The 17,076-nt window shown below is 46.2% G+C and carries 15 protein-coding genes and 1 riboswitch; of the genes, 6 read left to right on the top strand and 9 right to left on the bottom strand.

The annotated features are described in order from the left end of the window. Positions 1 to 20 precede the first annotated feature (20 nt). The 3 genes from CXF70_RS07090 to CXF70_RS07080 form a co-directional block, all read right to left on the bottom strand. Complete coding sequence (locus tag CXF70_RS07090; RefSeq protein WP_101802067.1) at positions 21 to 2,174, bottom strand: HAMP domain-containing sensor histidine kinase; 2,154 nt, start codon at positions 2,172 to 2,174, stop codon at positions 21 to 23. Between the two features lie 141 nt (positions 2,175 to 2,315). Then, positions 2,316 to 3,008: a response regulator transcription factor gene (locus CXF70_RS07085; protein ID WP_101802066.1), complete on the bottom strand. Its 693-nt coding sequence runs from the start codon at positions 3,006 to 3,008 to the stop codon at positions 2,316 to 2,318. 396 nt (positions 3,009 to 3,404) lie between these two features. Next, positions 3,405 to 4,289 (bottom strand): EamA family transporter, encoded by an 885-nt coding sequence (locus CXF70_RS07080; RefSeq protein ID WP_101802065.1) that lies wholly within the window; start codon positions 4,287 to 4,289, stop codon positions 3,405 to 3,407. 108 nt (positions 4,290 to 4,397) lie between these two features. On the opposite strand from CXF70_RS07080, the gene CXF70_RS07075 reads away from it, so the two are divergent. Further along, the gene (locus CXF70_RS07075; RefSeq protein WP_084244041.1) at positions 4,398 to 4,628 is read left to right on the top strand and encodes a helix-turn-helix domain-containing protein; all 231 of its coding nucleotides are present in this window, start codon (positions 4,398 to 4,400) and stop codon (positions 4,626 to 4,628) included. A 417-nt stretch (positions 4,629 to 5,045) separates the two neighbouring features. Here CXF70_RS07075 and metX read toward each other — a convergent pair whose 3' ends face one another. Together metX and CXF70_RS07065 are read right to left on the bottom strand one after the other, a co-directional pair. After that, a complete protein-coding gene (gene metX, locus CXF70_RS07070; protein ID WP_101802064.1) occupies positions 5,046 to 6,059 on the bottom strand; it encodes a homoserine O-acetyltransferase MetX in 1,014 nt (337 codons plus the stop codon). An 11-nt stretch (positions 6,060 to 6,070) separates the two neighbouring features. Further along, positions 6,071 to 7,360: an O-acetylhomoserine aminocarboxypropyltransferase/cysteine synthase family protein gene (locus tag CXF70_RS07065; RefSeq protein ID WP_101802063.1), complete on the bottom strand. Its 1,290-nt coding sequence runs from the start codon at positions 7,358 to 7,360 to the stop codon at positions 6,071 to 6,073. A gap of 106 nt (positions 7,361 to 7,466) precedes the next feature. Continuing rightward, a riboswitch (SAM riboswitch) is annotated at positions 7,467 to 7,582 on the bottom strand. A 134-nt stretch (positions 7,583 to 7,716) separates the two neighbouring features. Between CXF70_RS07065 and CXF70_RS07060 the strand changes: the two genes are divergently transcribed. After that, positions 7,717 to 8,358 (top strand): glycerol-3-phosphate acyltransferase, encoded by a 642-nt coding sequence (locus CXF70_RS07060; RefSeq protein ID WP_084244038.1) that lies wholly within the window; start codon positions 7,717 to 7,719, stop codon positions 8,356 to 8,358. Between the two features lie 129 nt (positions 8,359 to 8,487). Further along, the gene (pepT, locus tag CXF70_RS07055; RefSeq protein WP_101802062.1) at positions 8,488 to 9,705 is read left to right on the top strand and encodes a peptidase T; all 1,218 of its coding nucleotides are present in this window, start codon (positions 8,488 to 8,490) and stop codon (positions 9,703 to 9,705) included. 216 nt (positions 9,706 to 9,921) lie between these two features. Here the strand turns inward: pepT and CXF70_RS07050 are convergent, their stop codons facing one another. Further along, entirely contained in the window at positions 9,922 to 10,941 is a 1,020-nt protein-coding gene (locus CXF70_RS07050; protein WP_101802061.1) for an STAS domain-containing protein, read from the bottom strand. 175 nt (positions 10,942 to 11,116) lie between these two features. On the opposite strand from CXF70_RS07050, the gene CXF70_RS07045 reads away from it, so the two are divergent. Further along, the gene (locus CXF70_RS07045; RefSeq protein ID WP_084244035.1) at positions 11,117 to 11,350 is read left to right on the top strand and encodes a hypothetical protein; all 234 of its coding nucleotides are present in this window, start codon (positions 11,117 to 11,119) and stop codon (positions 11,348 to 11,350) included. A gap of 119 nt (positions 11,351 to 11,469) precedes the next feature. Then, entirely contained in the window at positions 11,470 to 11,892 is a 423-nt protein-coding gene (locus CXF70_RS07040) for a pyridoxamine 5'-phosphate oxidase family protein (RefSeq protein WP_101802060.1), read from the top strand. A gap of 35 nt (positions 11,893 to 11,927) precedes the next feature. Here CXF70_RS07040 and CXF70_RS07035 read toward each other — a convergent pair whose 3' ends face one another. Beyond that, positions 11,928 to 12,365 carry an RrF2 family transcriptional regulator gene (locus CXF70_RS07035; protein WP_084246755.1) on the bottom strand — a complete coding sequence of 146 codons (438 nt, stop codon included), beginning with the start codon at positions 12,363 to 12,365 and terminating at the stop codon, positions 11,928 to 11,930. A gap of 239 nt (positions 12,366 to 12,604) precedes the next feature. Here CXF70_RS07035 and hmpA point away from each other — a divergent pair, with 239 nt between their 5' ends. Next, the gene (hmpA, locus tag CXF70_RS07030) at positions 12,605 to 13,780 is read left to right on the top strand and encodes an NO-inducible flavohemoprotein (protein ID WP_101802059.1); all 1,176 of its coding nucleotides are present in this window, start codon (positions 12,605 to 12,607) and stop codon (positions 13,778 to 13,780) included. A gap of 211 nt (positions 13,781 to 13,991) precedes the next feature. Here the strand turns inward: hmpA and CXF70_RS07025 are convergent, their stop codons facing one another. Next, a complete protein-coding gene (locus CXF70_RS07025; RefSeq protein ID WP_101802058.1) occupies positions 13,992 to 15,953 on the bottom strand; it encodes an iron ABC transporter permease in 1,962 nt (653 codons plus the stop codon). Further along, positions 15,953 to 16,936 carry an ABC transporter substrate-binding protein gene (locus CXF70_RS07020; protein WP_101802057.1) on the bottom strand — a complete coding sequence of 328 codons (984 nt, stop codon included), beginning with the start codon at positions 16,934 to 16,936 and terminating at the stop codon, positions 15,953 to 15,955. The genes CXF70_RS07025 and CXF70_RS07020 overlap by 1 nt, the downstream gene beginning before the upstream one ends. Positions 16,937 to 17,076 lie beyond the last annotated feature (140 nt).

The following is a 17,076-nucleotide window of genomic DNA, read 5'->3' as shown; positions in this document are numbered from 1 at the left end:
GGACACAGCCTTCCCAATTTTTATAAACTGTTCAGTGACACAGTGACTTTGAACAAGTCCCCGTCCACTTCGATTTTCATGGCGCCTCCGTGCAAGTCGACAATGGATTGTGCGATAGCCAGTCCAAGACCTGAACCTTCTGTCTGCCTTGCCACATCTCCCCGTTTGAAACGTTCAAATAACTCATCTGTGTTCTCACCCAACTCGAAACGGGTGACGTTTTTCATGATGAATTCCGCCTGGCCATCCCTTTCTTTCAGAGTGGCAAACACCCGTGTTCCCGGCAGCGCATACTTGATGGCGTTCAAGATTAAATTGTCCAGCACGCGCCACCATTTTTGGCCATCCGCCATAATATAAACGGGTTGCTCGGGTGTTGAAATCCGGAAATCGAGGCCAGATGAAGAGATGTCTTCCGCATGTTCGGCAAATGCCTGAGTCGTCAGCTGCGTAAAATCGACACGCTGGCGATGCAATTCCATATTTCCGCTGGCCATCTTGGAGACTTCAAAAAGATCTTCGATCAATGTTTTCAAGCGCTGTGATTTCCTGTCCAGAATATCGGCATACATCAGCCGGTCTTCCGCTGAAAGCTCCGGCGACTTCATCAGGTCTGTATAAGTGATGATCGAAGTCAGCGGAGTCCGCAGGTCATGGCTGACATTCGTGATCAATTCTGTTTTCAGCCGCTCACTTTTCGCTTGTTCCGATACAGACTGGCGGACGCCTTCCTTCAGCCGGTTCAACTGGATGGCGTGATGAGCAAGAGGAGATTTCCCTTTCACAGGAATCTGTTCATTCAAACTCCCATCGGCAATCGCTTTCGTACTGTCCATCAGAACATTCAAATAGCCGAATCGCTTCATCATAAACAGCAATACCGGCAGCCCGATGAAAAGTGTCGCCGGCACCCATACGAGCACCACTGCCGGGAATATGAACAACAGCATTGTCCCGGCCCCCCAGAAGAATATGACAACCAATAAAATCAGCATTTGGACACCGATCGATTTTTTCAAAAATGCGTAACGCGACATCTGCAGCGAACGCTGTATATAGCTTCTTTTGAAGTCGGCAACCAACTTATCCGATTTATTGTAATAAGTGTAGAGCCAGATTCCCTGAAGGATGAGCAATGCCAGCACAATTGTGTTCAATACAAAATTCTTCAACGTATTCCAGACGAATGAAGTAAGCCCATCGTAGAATGTGTATTCCATTATTCCGAGAGAAGTTGCTACACCGTATGGCAATGCAAATAATATGGTGACAGCGAAAAGTCCCAACTTCACTTCAAGCGGCCATTCTGTCCACTTCCTGTATAAAGGCATTTTTAAAAATGCGGCTTGCTCGAATTTCAGCTTTGTAAAGAGCAGGACGATGCCTGCAATCGCTAAAGCCCCTAATAGATATAATGTGTTTTTGATGTATTCATGCCCTACAATGGCAGCACCCCGATCGCTTGCAGCCAAAAGGGACCGGTCAATCTGTACGACTCCTTTAAATTCAGCATTTGAAACTGGAATCATCATTTCAGTGTTATTGTAATTGGAATAAAACAGCTCTTCACCATTGAATTGAAGCGGTGCGGCATTCGAATATTTCTTTTCGAAAAACGCCCGGTTGCTTAAATCGCCCTTTTTGAAATTCTCCCCTGTCTCGATGTTCGTCAAATCGTAAACATAATAGGGAGACTGTGCATTGAAGCTGCCTTGTTCGTTCATGATGCCATTTACTGCAACTTTCGCAGCACGCTGTTTATCTTCAAGAATCTTTTCCCTGACGGTATCATCATCTGCGAAATTATCACGGATCGCCTGTATTTTGCTGTCGCGTTCTTCCGACAATATTTCCACGAGACTGTCGTTGTCATTTTCCCGGGCATATTCTATATCCGGGTTGTATTGATCCTGTATGCTTTGGATCTGCTCAGCTAATGTGCCGTATCTGGTCCGATACTCTTCAATTTCTTCCATTGTAACCGGAAATTCGGTTTCCGCTTCTGGCGGATCCAGTTCTGTAACAATCAATCGATTCACAAAGTATCTGTATTCTTCCTTAAAGTCAGCAGTTTCCAGGTACGATTTGCCAAAATATTTCGGACCCAGCTCCATTACGCTGAAAACACTGATCAAGACAATTGATATTGTCGTAAGCCAAAGCCACTTTTTCATCTTTAAATTTCCCCTTTGGACACCGTTCGAAGTGATGCCAATAATTCTGTCGCAGGACTATATAAAACGGTTTCCATAAAGAACGATAAACAATAAAGAAGTGTAAACAAAGCAATTGTCACTGCAATAATCGACCAAAGATCATTTCTCAATTTTGTAGCCAATGCCCCACACCACCTTCAGATATCTTGGATTTTTTGGATCAGTCTCAATTTTTTCGCGGATTTTCCGTATGTGGACAGCAACAATGTTTTCCGCGTTGTAAGCCGGTTCATTCCATACTCTTTCATAAATATCGCGGATTGAAAACACACGGCCCGCATTCACCATCAACAGTTCAGTGATTTTGAATTCAATCGGCGTCAATTTCACCGTATCTCCGTGGAGCAATACTTCTTTCGCATCCGAATCCAAGACAAGGCCATCGATTTCAATACGCTGTGACTTATCCTGGTAAGTACCGAGGCTCACGTAACGTCTGAGTTGAGATTTGACCCTTGCCACCAATTCCATCGGATGAAAAGGTTTGGTTACATAATCGTCCGCTCCCACTGATAAGCCATGTATCTTATCCGAATCCTCCGCTTTAGCGCTGAGCATGATGATCGGGATATTACGCTGTTCCCTTATTTTAAATGTAGCCGAAATCCCATCCAGCCGCGGCATCATAATATCGAGAATAATGACATGCACTTCATTGGATTCCAATAGCTCGATCGCCTGTTGCCCATTTTCGGCTTTCAGCACCCGGTATCCCTCGTTTTTTAAGTAAATTTCAATGCCGTCCCGAATATCCTGATCATCATCAGTCACTAATACAGTAAATTGACTCATACAATCTCCCTCTTTTCTCACTATATTCATCATAAAGGTAAAATCTTAAGCGTATATTAGGATAAAAGTGAAGAAATTCTTAAGAAAAGCGCAAGCAAGAGGTGGCCAAAACCTTTTTGGACCACCTCTTTGCGACGAAGCAGCGCAGCGATGCAGGAGCAGCATTGAAGACCGATAAATTATTTAGCGCTCTATGCCGGGCCGCTCGAGTCTGGACAGTAGAAAAGCGACAACGCCCGTTAAGCTCTGAAAGGCATAAGACAGAACAGCAGAGTGGCGTTCCTTGCCACGGCAGCTGGGCTGGCTTATGACCCGAAGAGCTGGGCAGTTGGAGTCTAGACACAGAAAAACTCCTTTTAAGCCCCTTAAAACTAATCAGTGATAATTTGTCATTCATTAAGAAAACTCATAATTGTCTTCAGCTTTTCTTTTCTTTCCCATCGTCAGAACCAAAATACCTCCAAGCAGCAGAACAACACCTGTCCACGAAAGCCAGCTCAGGACTTCACCCACCACCAGCACACCGAGTATCGAAGCAGTAAGCGGTTCTGCCAAAGATAGGGTGACGGCTGATGATGATGGTATTTTCTTCAATCCTTTTGAAAATAATATATAGGCAAGACTTGTAGTGGCAAAACCAAGATAACAGATGATTCCAGCATCTCCTGGAATCAATATATAGGAAATGTCAAAAAAGAATAATGAAGGAATCAGGAATACAGCGGCAACTGAAAAAATGAGCGCCACTGCCGGCACCGCCTCCATCGATTCCAGGACGTTCTTGCTGGCAATGGCATACAACGCAAACGCAAGTCCAGCACCAAGAGCCATTGCTACACCCAGCGCATCAACTTCCGCAGCGCCTTTATTGGCGAACAGCAAAATACAGCCGATGATCGACAGCATCGTCGCCGTAGTCCAAACGCGATCAGGACGCCTTTTCAAAAAAAGCCATTCAATCAATCCTGCCAGCACCGGCGCACTTCCGATTGCCACGACAGTACCGATTGCGATGCCGGTCAATTGAACAGACGAAAAGAATAACGGTTGAAATAAAGCCATACTGGCTGCTGAAACAAGGACAGCCGGCCATGAAACGTTGCGAACAATGAAACTTTTCGTTATTAATGTAAAAAGAAGCAGTGAAAAACCGCCAATCATCAACCGGAATGCACCGATTGTCAGCGGATGCGCTTCCCCTGCTATAAAATTTTGTGCTGTGCCGGTCGTGCCCCAGAGCATCGCAGCAAGCAGCACCATTATGTATGGTGTTGCATTCATGTTTTGCACCTCGAATTCCCAGTTATATCAAATACCATACCATTATTTCAATCGTTTGAGATACTGCTCTTCAGGGATTATAATAAAAGAAAAAGAGGAGGCGATCGAATGTATATGACAGTCCCGGAAACTGCTGCTTATTTGTCCATGCCGCAAGAGCAAATTAACCGCTATATACTCGAAGGACGTATCAAAGCAGTGCACGATGGAGAACAATACATGGTCAACACCTCTCAGTTCGAAACACATTTTCAACAGCTGGAACTCGCCAAGCAGCAGCTTGAGGAATGGAAAGCGACACCAATTCCGGATGATGTGGATATTAAGGATGAAGATTGAGCAGACAAGATAAAGATAAGTAACCGATATTGCTCAAAACAGCTTCGCTTTCCTAGGGGCTTGCGCTGAGCTAACTCGGTCTCGGTCCCCTTCGCCCGAGTGGATCTCAGCACTTCGCTCGAAACGGAGTTGGAAACCAACTCCGTTTCTTTTCCCTTGGGAGTCTCGCTGTTTTGCTCCATATCTCAGAGGAGCTTTCTACAAAGAGTAATCTTATCAGTTTGGTTTTCCAGAAAAAATATTCACATGCTTTTACAAATATAATATGCAGCAGCAAGCAGCGAACGGCAAAGAGGTGCTCCTGCACTAGCTTCGAGATATTAAAAGATATGCAACAAAATAATTGAAGCAGATGATGTTTCTTGACAGCCTGAAGAAAAGCATCCCAAAAACGGGATGCTTTTCTTGTTCCATTTATTATCGTGCGGCTCTTACCCGCTGATCTTCGTGTAAAAATTCCCGTACAGCTCCGCTCCACTTCCCGAACTCCGTTAAAAATCCATCATGCCCGAAATCAGTATCAACAATTTTCCACTTGGCCTCTTCCTGCTCTTCCAGCCAAGGAATCATAAGATCTGCGGGATAAAGCAAATCATTAGTATACGAAACAGAAAATATCGGTACGCTTATTCTTTGTTGCTCCACATCATGGCTATTCATGGCTTTCAGCAAAATCAGGTAGCTATTGGCGTCGAACCGCCGCGCCAGCTTCTGTCCCTGATAATCCAAATAAGCTTCGACTTCAAATTTTTTTTCATTTGCGGAGCGTCCGAAACGGTCATTGAACAGTTTCCCGCTCCTGTAACTGATCATGCCGACAGTTCTTGCCAAATGAAATCCTTTAAAATCAGAGGAACCTTCGTAATAGCCGTTTCGGAATACGGGGTCATTCTCGATAGCCTGGATTGCCAAGTGGTTGAACGCTAATGCATACCCGCTGAAAGACGGGGTCACAGCGAGCGGAATGATGGATTCCGTGAAGTACGGATAAAGCGCACCCCATTGGAGTGCTTTCATGCCGCCGAGCGAACCACCGATTACAGCTTTCAGTTTGGCGATGCCCAATTTTTTTAATGCCAGATATTCGGCATGCACCATATCCTTTATGGTCAGCAACGGGAAATCTGATCGATACGTTTTGCCGGTAACCGGATTCAAGGAGAGTGGACCTGTGGATCCATTGCAGCCACCCAGCACATTGAAAGTGATTATCTGGAATTCGGCGCTATCCAAAGCTTTGCCAGGACCGGCCAAGCCACTCCACCACCCGGGATTTTCTTCACTGCCGACCGCATGCTGGTCTCCGGTCAATGCATGGCAAACCAGGATGACCGGGCCGGAAGGATTTCCGCATCGCTCATATGCCAATTCAACTCTTTCCAGCACTTGACCGGATTCCAAAACCAAGCTTCCGATGGATACTTTCCCCATTGTTTCTCCTCCTATACTTCCTGGACTGCCGCCGCTTTAATAGCCTGTTCCAGATCAGCAATCAAATCTTCAGGATTTTCCAGGCCGACCGACAAGCGGATCAGTTCCTCAGTGACGCCCGACTGCTCCAATCCTTCCGCGCTTAATTGCTGATGCGTTGTGGAAGCTGGATGGATGATCAGTGATTTGGCATCCCCGACATTCGCCACATGAGACCATAAACCGACACCATCGATCACTTTCCGGCCTGCTTCCCTGCCGCCCTTGATGCCGAAGTTCACGATGGAACCGAATGTATCTTTCAAATATTTTTTCGCTAAGCCGTGAGACGGATGATCTTCGAAGCCGATATAATTCACCCATTCGACCTGCGGGTGATTTTTAAGGTAGTCAGCGATGATTCCCGCGTTGCTGCTGTGTTTCGGCAGACGCAAATGCAATGTTTCCAGCCCCTGTAAAAATGCGTGGGCACTGTCCGGGCTGAGCGATGGGCCAAAATCACGCAATAATTGAACGCGCAATTTGGTTGCAAATGACGCGCCTTCCGAGTCTATTCCATAGCGGATGCCGTGGTAGCTGTCGTCAGGCTCTGTGTAATTCGGAAATCTTTCATGATTCCAATTGAACTTGCCGCCATCCACCGCGATACCGCCGATCGTTGTGCCGTGGCCGCCAATCCATTTGGTTGCTGAATGGATGACAACATCCGCTCCAAACGCGATCGGATTGCTGCCGTATGGAGACGCGAATGTATTATCAATCAATAAAGGAATATTGAATTCATGCGCAATTGCTGCAACCTTCTCCACATCGAATACATTCAGGCTCGGATTGCCGATTGTTTCGCCGAAGAAAGCTTTCGTCCGGTCGGTTACAGCCGAACGGAAATTTTCAGGGTCAGCGCCGTCGATGAATTTGACAGTGATGCCGTAACGCGGCAGCGTGTTGGCGAATAAGTTATACGTGCCCCCATAAAGATTGCTGTCGGCAACAACTTCATCCCCCGCTTCCGCGATATTCAGGATTGAAAACGCGATAGCCGCCATTCCCGAAGACAGGGCAACTGCCGCTGTCCCGCCTTCAAGAAGCGCAACACGCTGTTCAAATACATCCACCGTCGGATTCATGATGCGTGAGTAAATATTTCCTGCCTCTTTCAATCCGAACAGATTCTGCGCATGTTCAGTGTCACGGAATACATATGATGTCGTTTTATGGATGGGAACCGCCCTTGAGCCTGTCACCGGATCCGGCTGCTGGCCTCCGTGAAGTAAGTTTGTTTCTGCTTTGAATTTTGTCATTTTTCATTCCTCCATTAATTTTAGTAGATGGATCTTAATGTAGATGAGGGAATAGAAAAAGGCCCCCTTCTAATTAGAAGAGGGCCGTTATACACGGAGTTTCCTCCTCTCATCTGCCAGACTGTCGTTCCAGTCTGTAGGAATTAGCACCTTTCCAAGCTGGGTTGCTTGGTGGTTGCCGGGCATCGCAGGGCCTAGTCCCTCCGCCACTCTTGATAAGAGTATTCAGATTCAGTTTTCCATCTTGTTGAGAAGTATAAATAATGATACGATATTTTGTCAAGGAGCTTGTCGGATAATTTTGAAACTTTATCTCCGTTCATACGTTTACTATTTAAGAAAGGCAGGGGTAAATTATGACTCTCTGGATTTTTTCCGCACTTATAGCAGGTTATTTGATCGGTTGCCTTCACGGCTCCCTTGTCGCGCAATTATTATCCGGCACCAACATCAAGTCAGCAGGCGTCAAAAACTCCGGCGCATCCAATGCGGCAATCGTTCTTGGCTGGAAGTACGGGGCACTGGTCGCATTTCTTGATATTTTCAAAGGATTTGCGGCAGTTCTCGCGATGCGGTTGTTTTTGGGAAACAGCAGTCTGCCTGCTGAGACAGTATGGGCGATTTTATTCTTTATCGCGGCCGGGGTAGTGCTTGGCCATAACTTCCCCTTCTATATGAAGTTCAATGGCGGCAAAGGCACCGCCGCTGTTATCGGGGTCATGATCGCACTCGACTGGCAACTTGGACTGCTCGGTCTCGCTCTGCTTATAGTGATCGCCCTAGCGACCAATTACCTGGTCATTGGCGTACTTGCTTTATATGCCGTTTTTCTTCTGATCGCCTTCTGGCCGGCAGACGGCTTTTGGCCATATGTTATAGCACTTGCCTTGATTGCGATGGCGTTTTTGAAGCATCTCGAAAATATCCGCCGCATAAAAGACGGCACCGAAAACAAGGTCTCAGCTGTATTGCGGAAGAAAAGCGCAAGCGCCCGTTAAGCTCTGGAGATTGGACAAAAGAAAATTGCTGCCGATCCCGAATTGGGGCCGGCAGCTTTTTCAGATTTCCTCTATTCTTTTCATTCGTGGTAAAATAGAGCCAGTACATACTCCAGGAGGTCTTTATACATGATTGAAACCTTGATCGAACGATTGATCCGCTATGCAAAAATAGATACGCAATCCAATTTTGAAAACCATGAAACACCATCCACTCCCGGGCAGTGGGATCTGCTGCATGAATTGGAAAAGGAAATGAATGAAATCGGCCTGGAAGAAGTCTCAATGGACGATCACGGCTATCTTTTCGGCACGCTTCCAGCCACTTCAGATAAAGAGCTTCCGGTAATCGGCTTTCTTGCCCACGTCGATACGGCTACTGACTTTACAGGCAAAAACGTCAATCCGCAGCGCATCGATAATTATGATGGAAAAGATATTCCACTCAGTGATTCAGTTGCGATGACAGTCAAAGATTTTCCGGATCTGCAGAATTATGTCGGCCATACACTGATTACGACAGACGGCACGACTCTTCTCGGCGCTGACAATAAAGCCGGTGTCGCTGAAATAATGACAGCGATGGAGTATCTCGTCCAGCATCCTGAAATCGAACACGGCAAAATCCGCGTCGCTTTTACACCGGATGAGGAAATCGGACGCGGCCCCCATAAGTTTGATGTTGAACGCTTCGGCGCCAAATACGCCTATACGATGGACGGCGGTCCGCTGGGTGAACTTCAATACGAAAGCTTTAATGCCGCAGCAGGAAAACTGACTGTCCAAGGAAAAAGTGTCCACCCAGGGTCTGCAAAGGACAAGATGGTCAATGCTTCCACCATCGCCATCCAATTCCAGAATGCCATGCCTGAAAATGAAGTTCCTGAAAAGACGGAAAGCTACGAAGGATTCATTCATTTGAACAGCTTTAAAGGTGACGTGGAACAAGCGGTATTGAGTTATATCATCCGAGACTTCGATAAAGGAAAATTCGAAGCGAAAAAATCGCACATGCAGCAGACAGCCGAAAAATTGCAGGAACAATATGGCGCAGAAGCACTGACACTGGAATTGGAAGACCAGTATTACAATATGAGAGAAAAAATCGAGCCGGTCATGCATATTGTAGACGCTGCTGAAAATGCCATGAAAACACTTGGTATTGAGCCAAACATCGTACCTGTCCGCGGCGGCACTGATGGCTCCCAGCTTTCCTATATGGGAATGCCGACGCCGAATATTTTTACTGGCGGAGAAAATTATCATGGCAAATACGAATTCATATCCGCTGAGAATATGGAAAAGGCCACTAAATTAATCGTTGAAATCATTAAAACACAAAAATAAACAAGAAAAAGCGCCCTGAACTTTAGGGCGCTTTTCTTATGGGTTAAGAAATTATACTTCCAATATCTGAGCAGGCTTCAAAAGGAGCTAATTTCTGTCCAGACTTCAACGGCCAGCTCCTCGAGTCGTAAGCCACTCTGGCTATGCGGCTGTGAACATGCCGCTTCGCCAGATCGTCTTACGCTTGTCCGAGCTGAACGGCCGTTTCCGCTTTTCCTATATTATGCTTCTTCCGTTCTGTGCCAATGCGAAATGAATGCCGTGCTGCAGGGTCTGGAAGCAATCGAATTTAGAAATTTCAATTCCACTTTCAGAAATCACCATGCTCATTTTGGGTGAAATCCCCACCAGGATCGTTTCTGTTCCGATGAGTCCGGCTGTGGCTCCGAGCTTTTCGATCAGCGCGGCAGCTTGCTGCGTAAAATTATTGTTCAGGCCGGTCAGATCAAGAACCAGATACTTCGCTTTATGCGTCGGCAGGTTCTGCAATGTTTTGATCAACAGCTCCTCTGCCCGTTCCTCATCATATGTTCCAAGCAGCGGCACCACTACAATGCCATCCAGCACCGGAATGATCGGTGAAGATAATTCTTTGACCAGCATGGTCAATTCAGCTGTCTTTTCATCCACCAGATTTTGCAGATGCCGGATTTGCTTCGCTTCTTTAGAACGTGCCAATCTGTGAATGTTTTCTTCTATGGTTTCATCGGAAGGAAAATAGCGGATGACCGTTTCATTGAAACCTTCCAATTGAAAATGCTCTACGTCATACCATATATTTTCACCAAAAAGCTTGGTGAAAATTCCGGCGTAATGGGCTGGAAGGAATCTTCCGCCGACCTTTTTATGCTGGGCGATATTAATGGCATGCTCCCAGCTGTCTTTCAAGTGGACCTCCACTGTCTTCTGTTCGATTTTCAGCTTTCGCGTCTCCGCTACTCCCCAACCCGCTGAGGCATATGTATTGGTAATCAATGCTGCCGCTTCTGCGATTTCCACATTCTGCATTTCGGAAAAATAATCGCCCACTACTATTCCCTGACGATATCCGGTCGTTTCCATTACGACTTCCGCTGCATCTTCCCCCGCTATTTCTTCTATCGTATCAAAAAACATTTTCATCGCTGTGGAAGTCCAAAAAAGGACAGAATCCTGACCTTCGAATAAGAATTTGCCTTTTTCGAGATCCCATTCAAAACTCAGTCCCCCCACATTGATGGAAGCTTGTGTATCCATATAAAAACTCCTCTCGTCCAATGATTCTATTTTACCATATAATTAAACATCTTTAGTCCAAAGCACTTAGTGCCGGGACCAATGATTATAAACTTTCTGAAACAGTTGCTCAATGTTTTAAATGTTTTAATAACAGGAATACATTGTTAAGACCAACTGAAAGAGGTGTTCCATTATGTCAGATAAAAAACATTTTACTGAAGATGACCGCAAAGAAAGAACGGGCGCTCCGATGGACAATCCGGAACAATCGAAAACTGATAAAGAATCACTATCCGAAATGCATGAAGAAGAAATGAATGTTGACACCATTCCTTTGGAAGATCTTAAACAGGAACAGCAGGAAGAAAAAAATCCGCGTGAAACGAAAAGCGATTCTTCCAGCGAAGATAAATTTTCAGGATCTTAATCCTTCATTCCCTGAAAAGCCAAATACAGCAAAAAGCAGAAGATCCGTTGCACTAACGGATCTTCTCTATGTTTACCCGAAGTTTAAAAAGGAATAAGAAATTTAAAAGGAGTGATTTCATGAATCAGCAAGAGTTGAAAGAAGCCGCTTTAAAGATTTTAGATGAAAATTACGTAGGGGTGCTTGCAACCATCAACGAAAACAAGCCCCATTCCCGTTACATGACTTTCTTTAATGAGGAATTCACTTTGTATACGGTAACCAGCAAAAAAACGCAGAAGGTCGATGAACTCGAAAAAAATCCACACGCCCATGTTTTACTCGGATATGAAGGTGATGGTGTAGGCGACACGTTCCTTGAAATTGAGGGCGAGATGTCTGAACATGATGACCAACAGCTTTTGGAAGAATTATGGAATGAGCATCTGTCCGGCTGGTTCAGCGGTCCCGATGACCCGAATTTATTATTCATCGCCATTAAACCGACGCGCATGCGTCTCATGAATAAAAAAGGGCAAGAACCACAAAATATTGAACTCTAATAAGTAAAAGCGGCTCAAATTCATGAGCCGCTTTTTTATATGGGCTGCAAAATTTCCCGCAGGCCTTCCCTGTTGAAAAGAAGATCTTCCAGTGTATATTCGTCGAGTACGGCCAAATATGCATGAAGCGCTTTGCCCAAGACACCGCGCAGACCACAAACTGGAGCAATCGGACAACGGTTATGCTCTCTGTCAAAACATTCAACAAGGTGGAAGTCGTCTTCCATTTTCCTTACGACTGTTCCTACATTGATGTTTTCAGGAAGATCCGCCAAACGTATGCCTCCGCCCCGTCCTCTCACGGTTTGAATGAAGCCGGCTTTTCCAAGTTCAAAAGTCACTTTCATCAAATGGTTCTTCGATATATTATAAGCGTCCGAAATTTCCTGTATCGTTGTCAATTTATCCTGATCTTTGGCACCAAGGTAAATCAATACACGCAATGAGAAATCGGTATACATTGTTAACCTCATCATCTTCACCTTCCCTGCACATCTATTATAACGATTGGAAAGGTCACAAGAAAGAAATTGATTCTGACAAAAAGCAATAAACTCACACAGGAAGCTGCCTGCAGAATAAAGCAGCTTTATTCATGTGTCTTTTCTGTGAAAGCAAATGTGTCCAAAATATTAAAGAAGTATTTTTAATATATCTTTAAAGGTGGAATGGGTTTATAGTCAAACTATAGAAAACAAAAGGAGAGATTGAAATGTTATCAACAGAAACAAAAGCAATCATCAAATCCACTGTCCCTGTATTGGAAGAACACGGAACCGCCATTACAACTGTATTCTACAAAAATATGTTTGAAGCACATCCGGAACTGCTGAATATATTCAACCACGCCAACCAGAAACAAGGCCGCCAGCAAGCCGCTTTGGCAAATACCGTCTATGCGGCTGCGGTGCATATCGATAACTTGGAAGCGATTCTTCCGGCAGTCGTTCAAATTGCACATAAACACGTCAGCCTGGGCATCAAACCAGAACATTATCCGATTGTCGGTGAATACCTGCTGAAAGCGATCAAAGAAGTTTTGGGAGACGCTGCAACAGATGAAATCATCAATGCGTGGGCTGAAGCATACGGTGTAATCGCCGATGCGTTCATCGGTGTAGAACAAGGCATGTATGAAAAAATGGAAAACCAGGAAAATGGCTGGAAGTTCTTTAAAAACTTCACTGTAGCGAGAAAAGAAAAAGAAAGCGACAATATCACTTCTTTCTACTTGAAACCTGCTGACGGTTCGAACGTTCCAACTTATGAACCAGGGCAATACATTTCAGTCCGTTTGACTATTCCGGGTGAACAACATTTATTCAACCGCCAATACAGCCTTTCTCAGGCAGCAAAATCCGATGAATTCCGCATTTCCGTTAAACGCGAAAGTGACAACGATCCGAACGGACGGGTATCCGTTTACCTGCACGACGAAGTGAATGTCGGAGATGTCATCGAAGTCAGCGCGCCGGCAGGGGAATTCGTTCTGGATGCATCGAAAAAATCGCCAGTGGCATTTGTCAGCGGCGGAGTCGGCATCACACCGATGATGAGTATGTTTGAAACGGTCGCAACAGTGACACCTGACCGGCCGACAGCCTTCCTGCACGCGGCCCGCAATGAAAGTTTCCATGCGTTCGATAAAGATATCCAAAAATATGTGGATACAATGGACAACGCAAAATACAAAACATTGTACTCTGATCAGCCGCAAGGATTCATCACTCGTGAAGTTCTCGAAGAAATGGTCGATGTGACAGGAGAAGTGTATGTCTGCGGACCTGTTCCGTTCATGGAAAGCATGATCAACGAATTGCGCTCCCTTGGCATGACCGATGAACAGATCCACTTCGAATTCTTTGGACCTGCAGTGGCTCTGCAATAGAGAAAAGCGCAAGCGCCCGTTTAGATTTGAAAGGCATAAGACGATTTGGCGAAGCGGCGTTCTTTGCCGCACAGCCAAAGCGGCTTATGACCCGAGAATCTGGGCGCTGGAGTCTGGACAGTGCAACACTCTTTTTAAGAATCATTTGAATCTCAAAAGTTATACTTTCGATTCCATAATAAAAGGCCTGCCAAACCGGCAGGCCTTTTTGCTATTTCATTTTTTTCAATAAATACAAGAGATAAGGCGTCCCGATCAAAGCGACAATCAATCCACTCGGAATGTCATTTGGCGCAATCAAGGTGCGGCCGATAAAATCGGCTGTCACAAGCAGCAAGCCGCCAATCAGACCGGAAGACAGCATGAGCGGCAAATGGCGGAAACCGACAAGCCGCCGCGCAATATGCGGTGCCACCAGTCCGATAAAGCCGATCGTTCCGACAATCGAAACTGCGGCGGTGGATATTGCTACACCCACAACAAGTGCCCAGACGCGGGTTGAACGGATATTCAAGCCGAGGCCTGCCGCTACATCATCCCCGAAGGTCAATGTATCAAGGCTGCGCGTGATGTAGACAGCCGGCCAGATGAACAATGCAAACAGGATCAGCGCAAATTGAACATCATCCCAGCCCTTGGCGTATGTGCTGCCGGACAGCCAGACTAACGCGCTTGCAACCGCAAGCTTCGCTTTGACAACAAGAATTTGAGTTGCTGCGGAACCGAATGCCGAAATGGCGATTCCCATCAAAGCGACCAGCATCGGCTGGAAATTATTTTTCCAGGCTGTCAGCAATATGATGCCAAGCGCAAGCGAAGCACCGAGTGTCGCACCGAGCGGCAGGAACGCCGGTGGAATTGCCGGAAATACGACCAACAGGAGCATCGCACCTGCTCCACCCATTGATGTTACGCCGAGTACGCTTGCATCAGCCAGCGGGTTTCTGAGCACCCCTTGCAGAATCACACCCGTGATTGCCAGCATGACGCCGACGATAAAGGCTGTCAATACACGCGGCACCCGGAATTCCCAGACGACCGGTGAAAGCCAGTCGAAGTTCCAGGCACTGCCGTTGAAGCTTAATGCTAAAGTGGTGACGATGATGATCGCCGCCAAAAGAATCGGGACCAGCATTTTCAAACGGACCGGTTTGGTGGTGCCGCCCATCTGGCGTTCACCGCGTTTCATGGACCTGGCCGTTTTCCATGCCAGATACAATAACCACGGTCCGCCGATCAGTGCCGTCATGGCACCGGCGGGCACTTCCTGCCCCGGCTGGATCAGGCGTCCAAGAACATCCGCTCCGATAAGCATGACACTGCCCCACAAAAATGAGTGGATCAATATCTGAAGATGCCCGCGGATGCCCATCATACGGACAATATGCGGAGCCATCAACCCGATAAATCCGATGGGTCCGACAACACTTACAGTTGTGGCCGCTAAAACGATGGCTGTTCCCCATGCTGCCAATTTTACCAGGCGGACATTTTGGCCGAGTGAGGAAGCAATATCTTCACCCAGTGACAAAATATCCATCGGCTTGGCGAGCAGCAGAACAGCAGCAAATGTAACCAGTATGACAGGCGCTGCAAATTGCACGCCTCCCCAGTTCAATTGCACCAAGGTGCCGGAACCCCATAAGAAGAGTCCATTGGTTTCATTTTCAAAAAGCAATTGCATCGTGCCGGTCATGGACGCGAAGAGCAATGAAATGATCATACCGGTCAATGCCACTCGCACTGGATCCATCTGCTTGCCGGCAAGCCCGATGACCAGTAACGAAGATACGACGGCACCCACTAAAGCTGTAGCAAATGGAAAACCGCCGATGAAGCCCGGAAAGAAAATCGTGCTGAGCACAACGAAAAAGAATGCTCCGGCGTTGATGCCGAGAGTTCCGGGAGATGCAAGCGGATTATTCGTCAGCGTCTGCAGCACTGCTCCGGACACAGCCAGCGCCCCGCCCGCCAAAATGCCGATTGCCAGCCTCGGCAATCGGAGACTGACGACAATATCCTGGATCCGTCCTTCAGTCCAGACACCTGACAGCAAATCCGTTATGGAATAATCCGCCTGCCCCTGAGTCAAATGGATGACAGATAACGCGAAAAGCAGGAAAAAGCCCCCTGTCAAAGAGACAAAGGACTTCGCTTTCAGTTTGCCTTGCATTAATTATTCACCATCACATCTGTAATTTGGTTCATCAATGTTTCAGCGGATAATGGACCGCCGTATAACCAAGTGTCCGGCCCTAAATCATATGTGCGGCCTTCCTGGACGAAATTCAGGTTTTCCCAAACTGCGTTGCCGGCAAGCTGGTTTTCGTAGATATTATCTTCATCCGGAACAGTGTAAAGGTAATTGGCATCTTCATACTGAACCAATCCTTCCACATTAAAAGTGCTCGAACCGAAAACTTCGAACTGTTCGGGTTCATGGACATTATTCAAACCGATGCGCTCAAGAATGATTGAAGCCATGGAGTTTGGTGTGAATACACGAATCTCCGGCGCCTGCGGACCTGAATAAGCAAGTGTCAAAATGACATCCTTTGTTTCAAGATCGGCTGCTTCGATTTCAGCTGCGCTTTCTTCATATTTTTCTTCAAGATCCGCAAGGACCTGGTCAGCCTCTTCTGTTTTGTCTACAGCTTTGGCAATTTCAAGGAACGTAGTTTCCATTTCCTGATACAGATCGATGCTTTCATCTTCCGGATACGGATTGAAGATGACAGTAGGTGCAATGCGTTCCAATTCTTCAAGCATCGCAGTATGGCGGAAGTCGACTCCGATGATCAAATCAGGATCAATTTCTGCAATAGCTTCCAGGTTCGGTTCCTGGCGGCCGCCTACATCGATGACTGTATCATCCAATTGAGGTTCGATATTTACATAATCACCATATGACTCAATGTCAGCCATTCCTGCAGGCTGTACACCTACCGCCAATAAATCTTCAGCGTAGGTCCATTCCAGAACCACAACTTTCTTAGCAGGTTCGTCCAGCGTCACTTCTCCATTAGTGCCTTGTATCGTAACCGGGTCTCCCCCGTCTTCTGTTTCAGTTTCAGTTGATGTATCTTCTTCCCCTGACGAACAAGCCGCCAAGACAAGCATAAGTGCTGCAAGTAAAAATAATGTCCATTTTTTCATGTTGTAACCTCCATGGTTATTTGATAACGATTCTCAATACGTCCTTATTTTAGGACTTCTTGTCACATTTGTAAAGGAAAAGTTCACATAAATAATGAAAATCATTCTCACTTATCATTAATTTATGATATAGTTAGGAT

The sequence above is a fragment of the Planomicrobium sp. MB-3u-38 genome, from assembly GCF_002836425.1.
Lineage (GTDB): Bacteria > Bacillota > Bacilli > Bacillales_A > Planococcaceae > Planococcus > Planococcus okeanokoites.
This window is presented reverse-complemented; position numbering and strand designations above follow the sequence as displayed.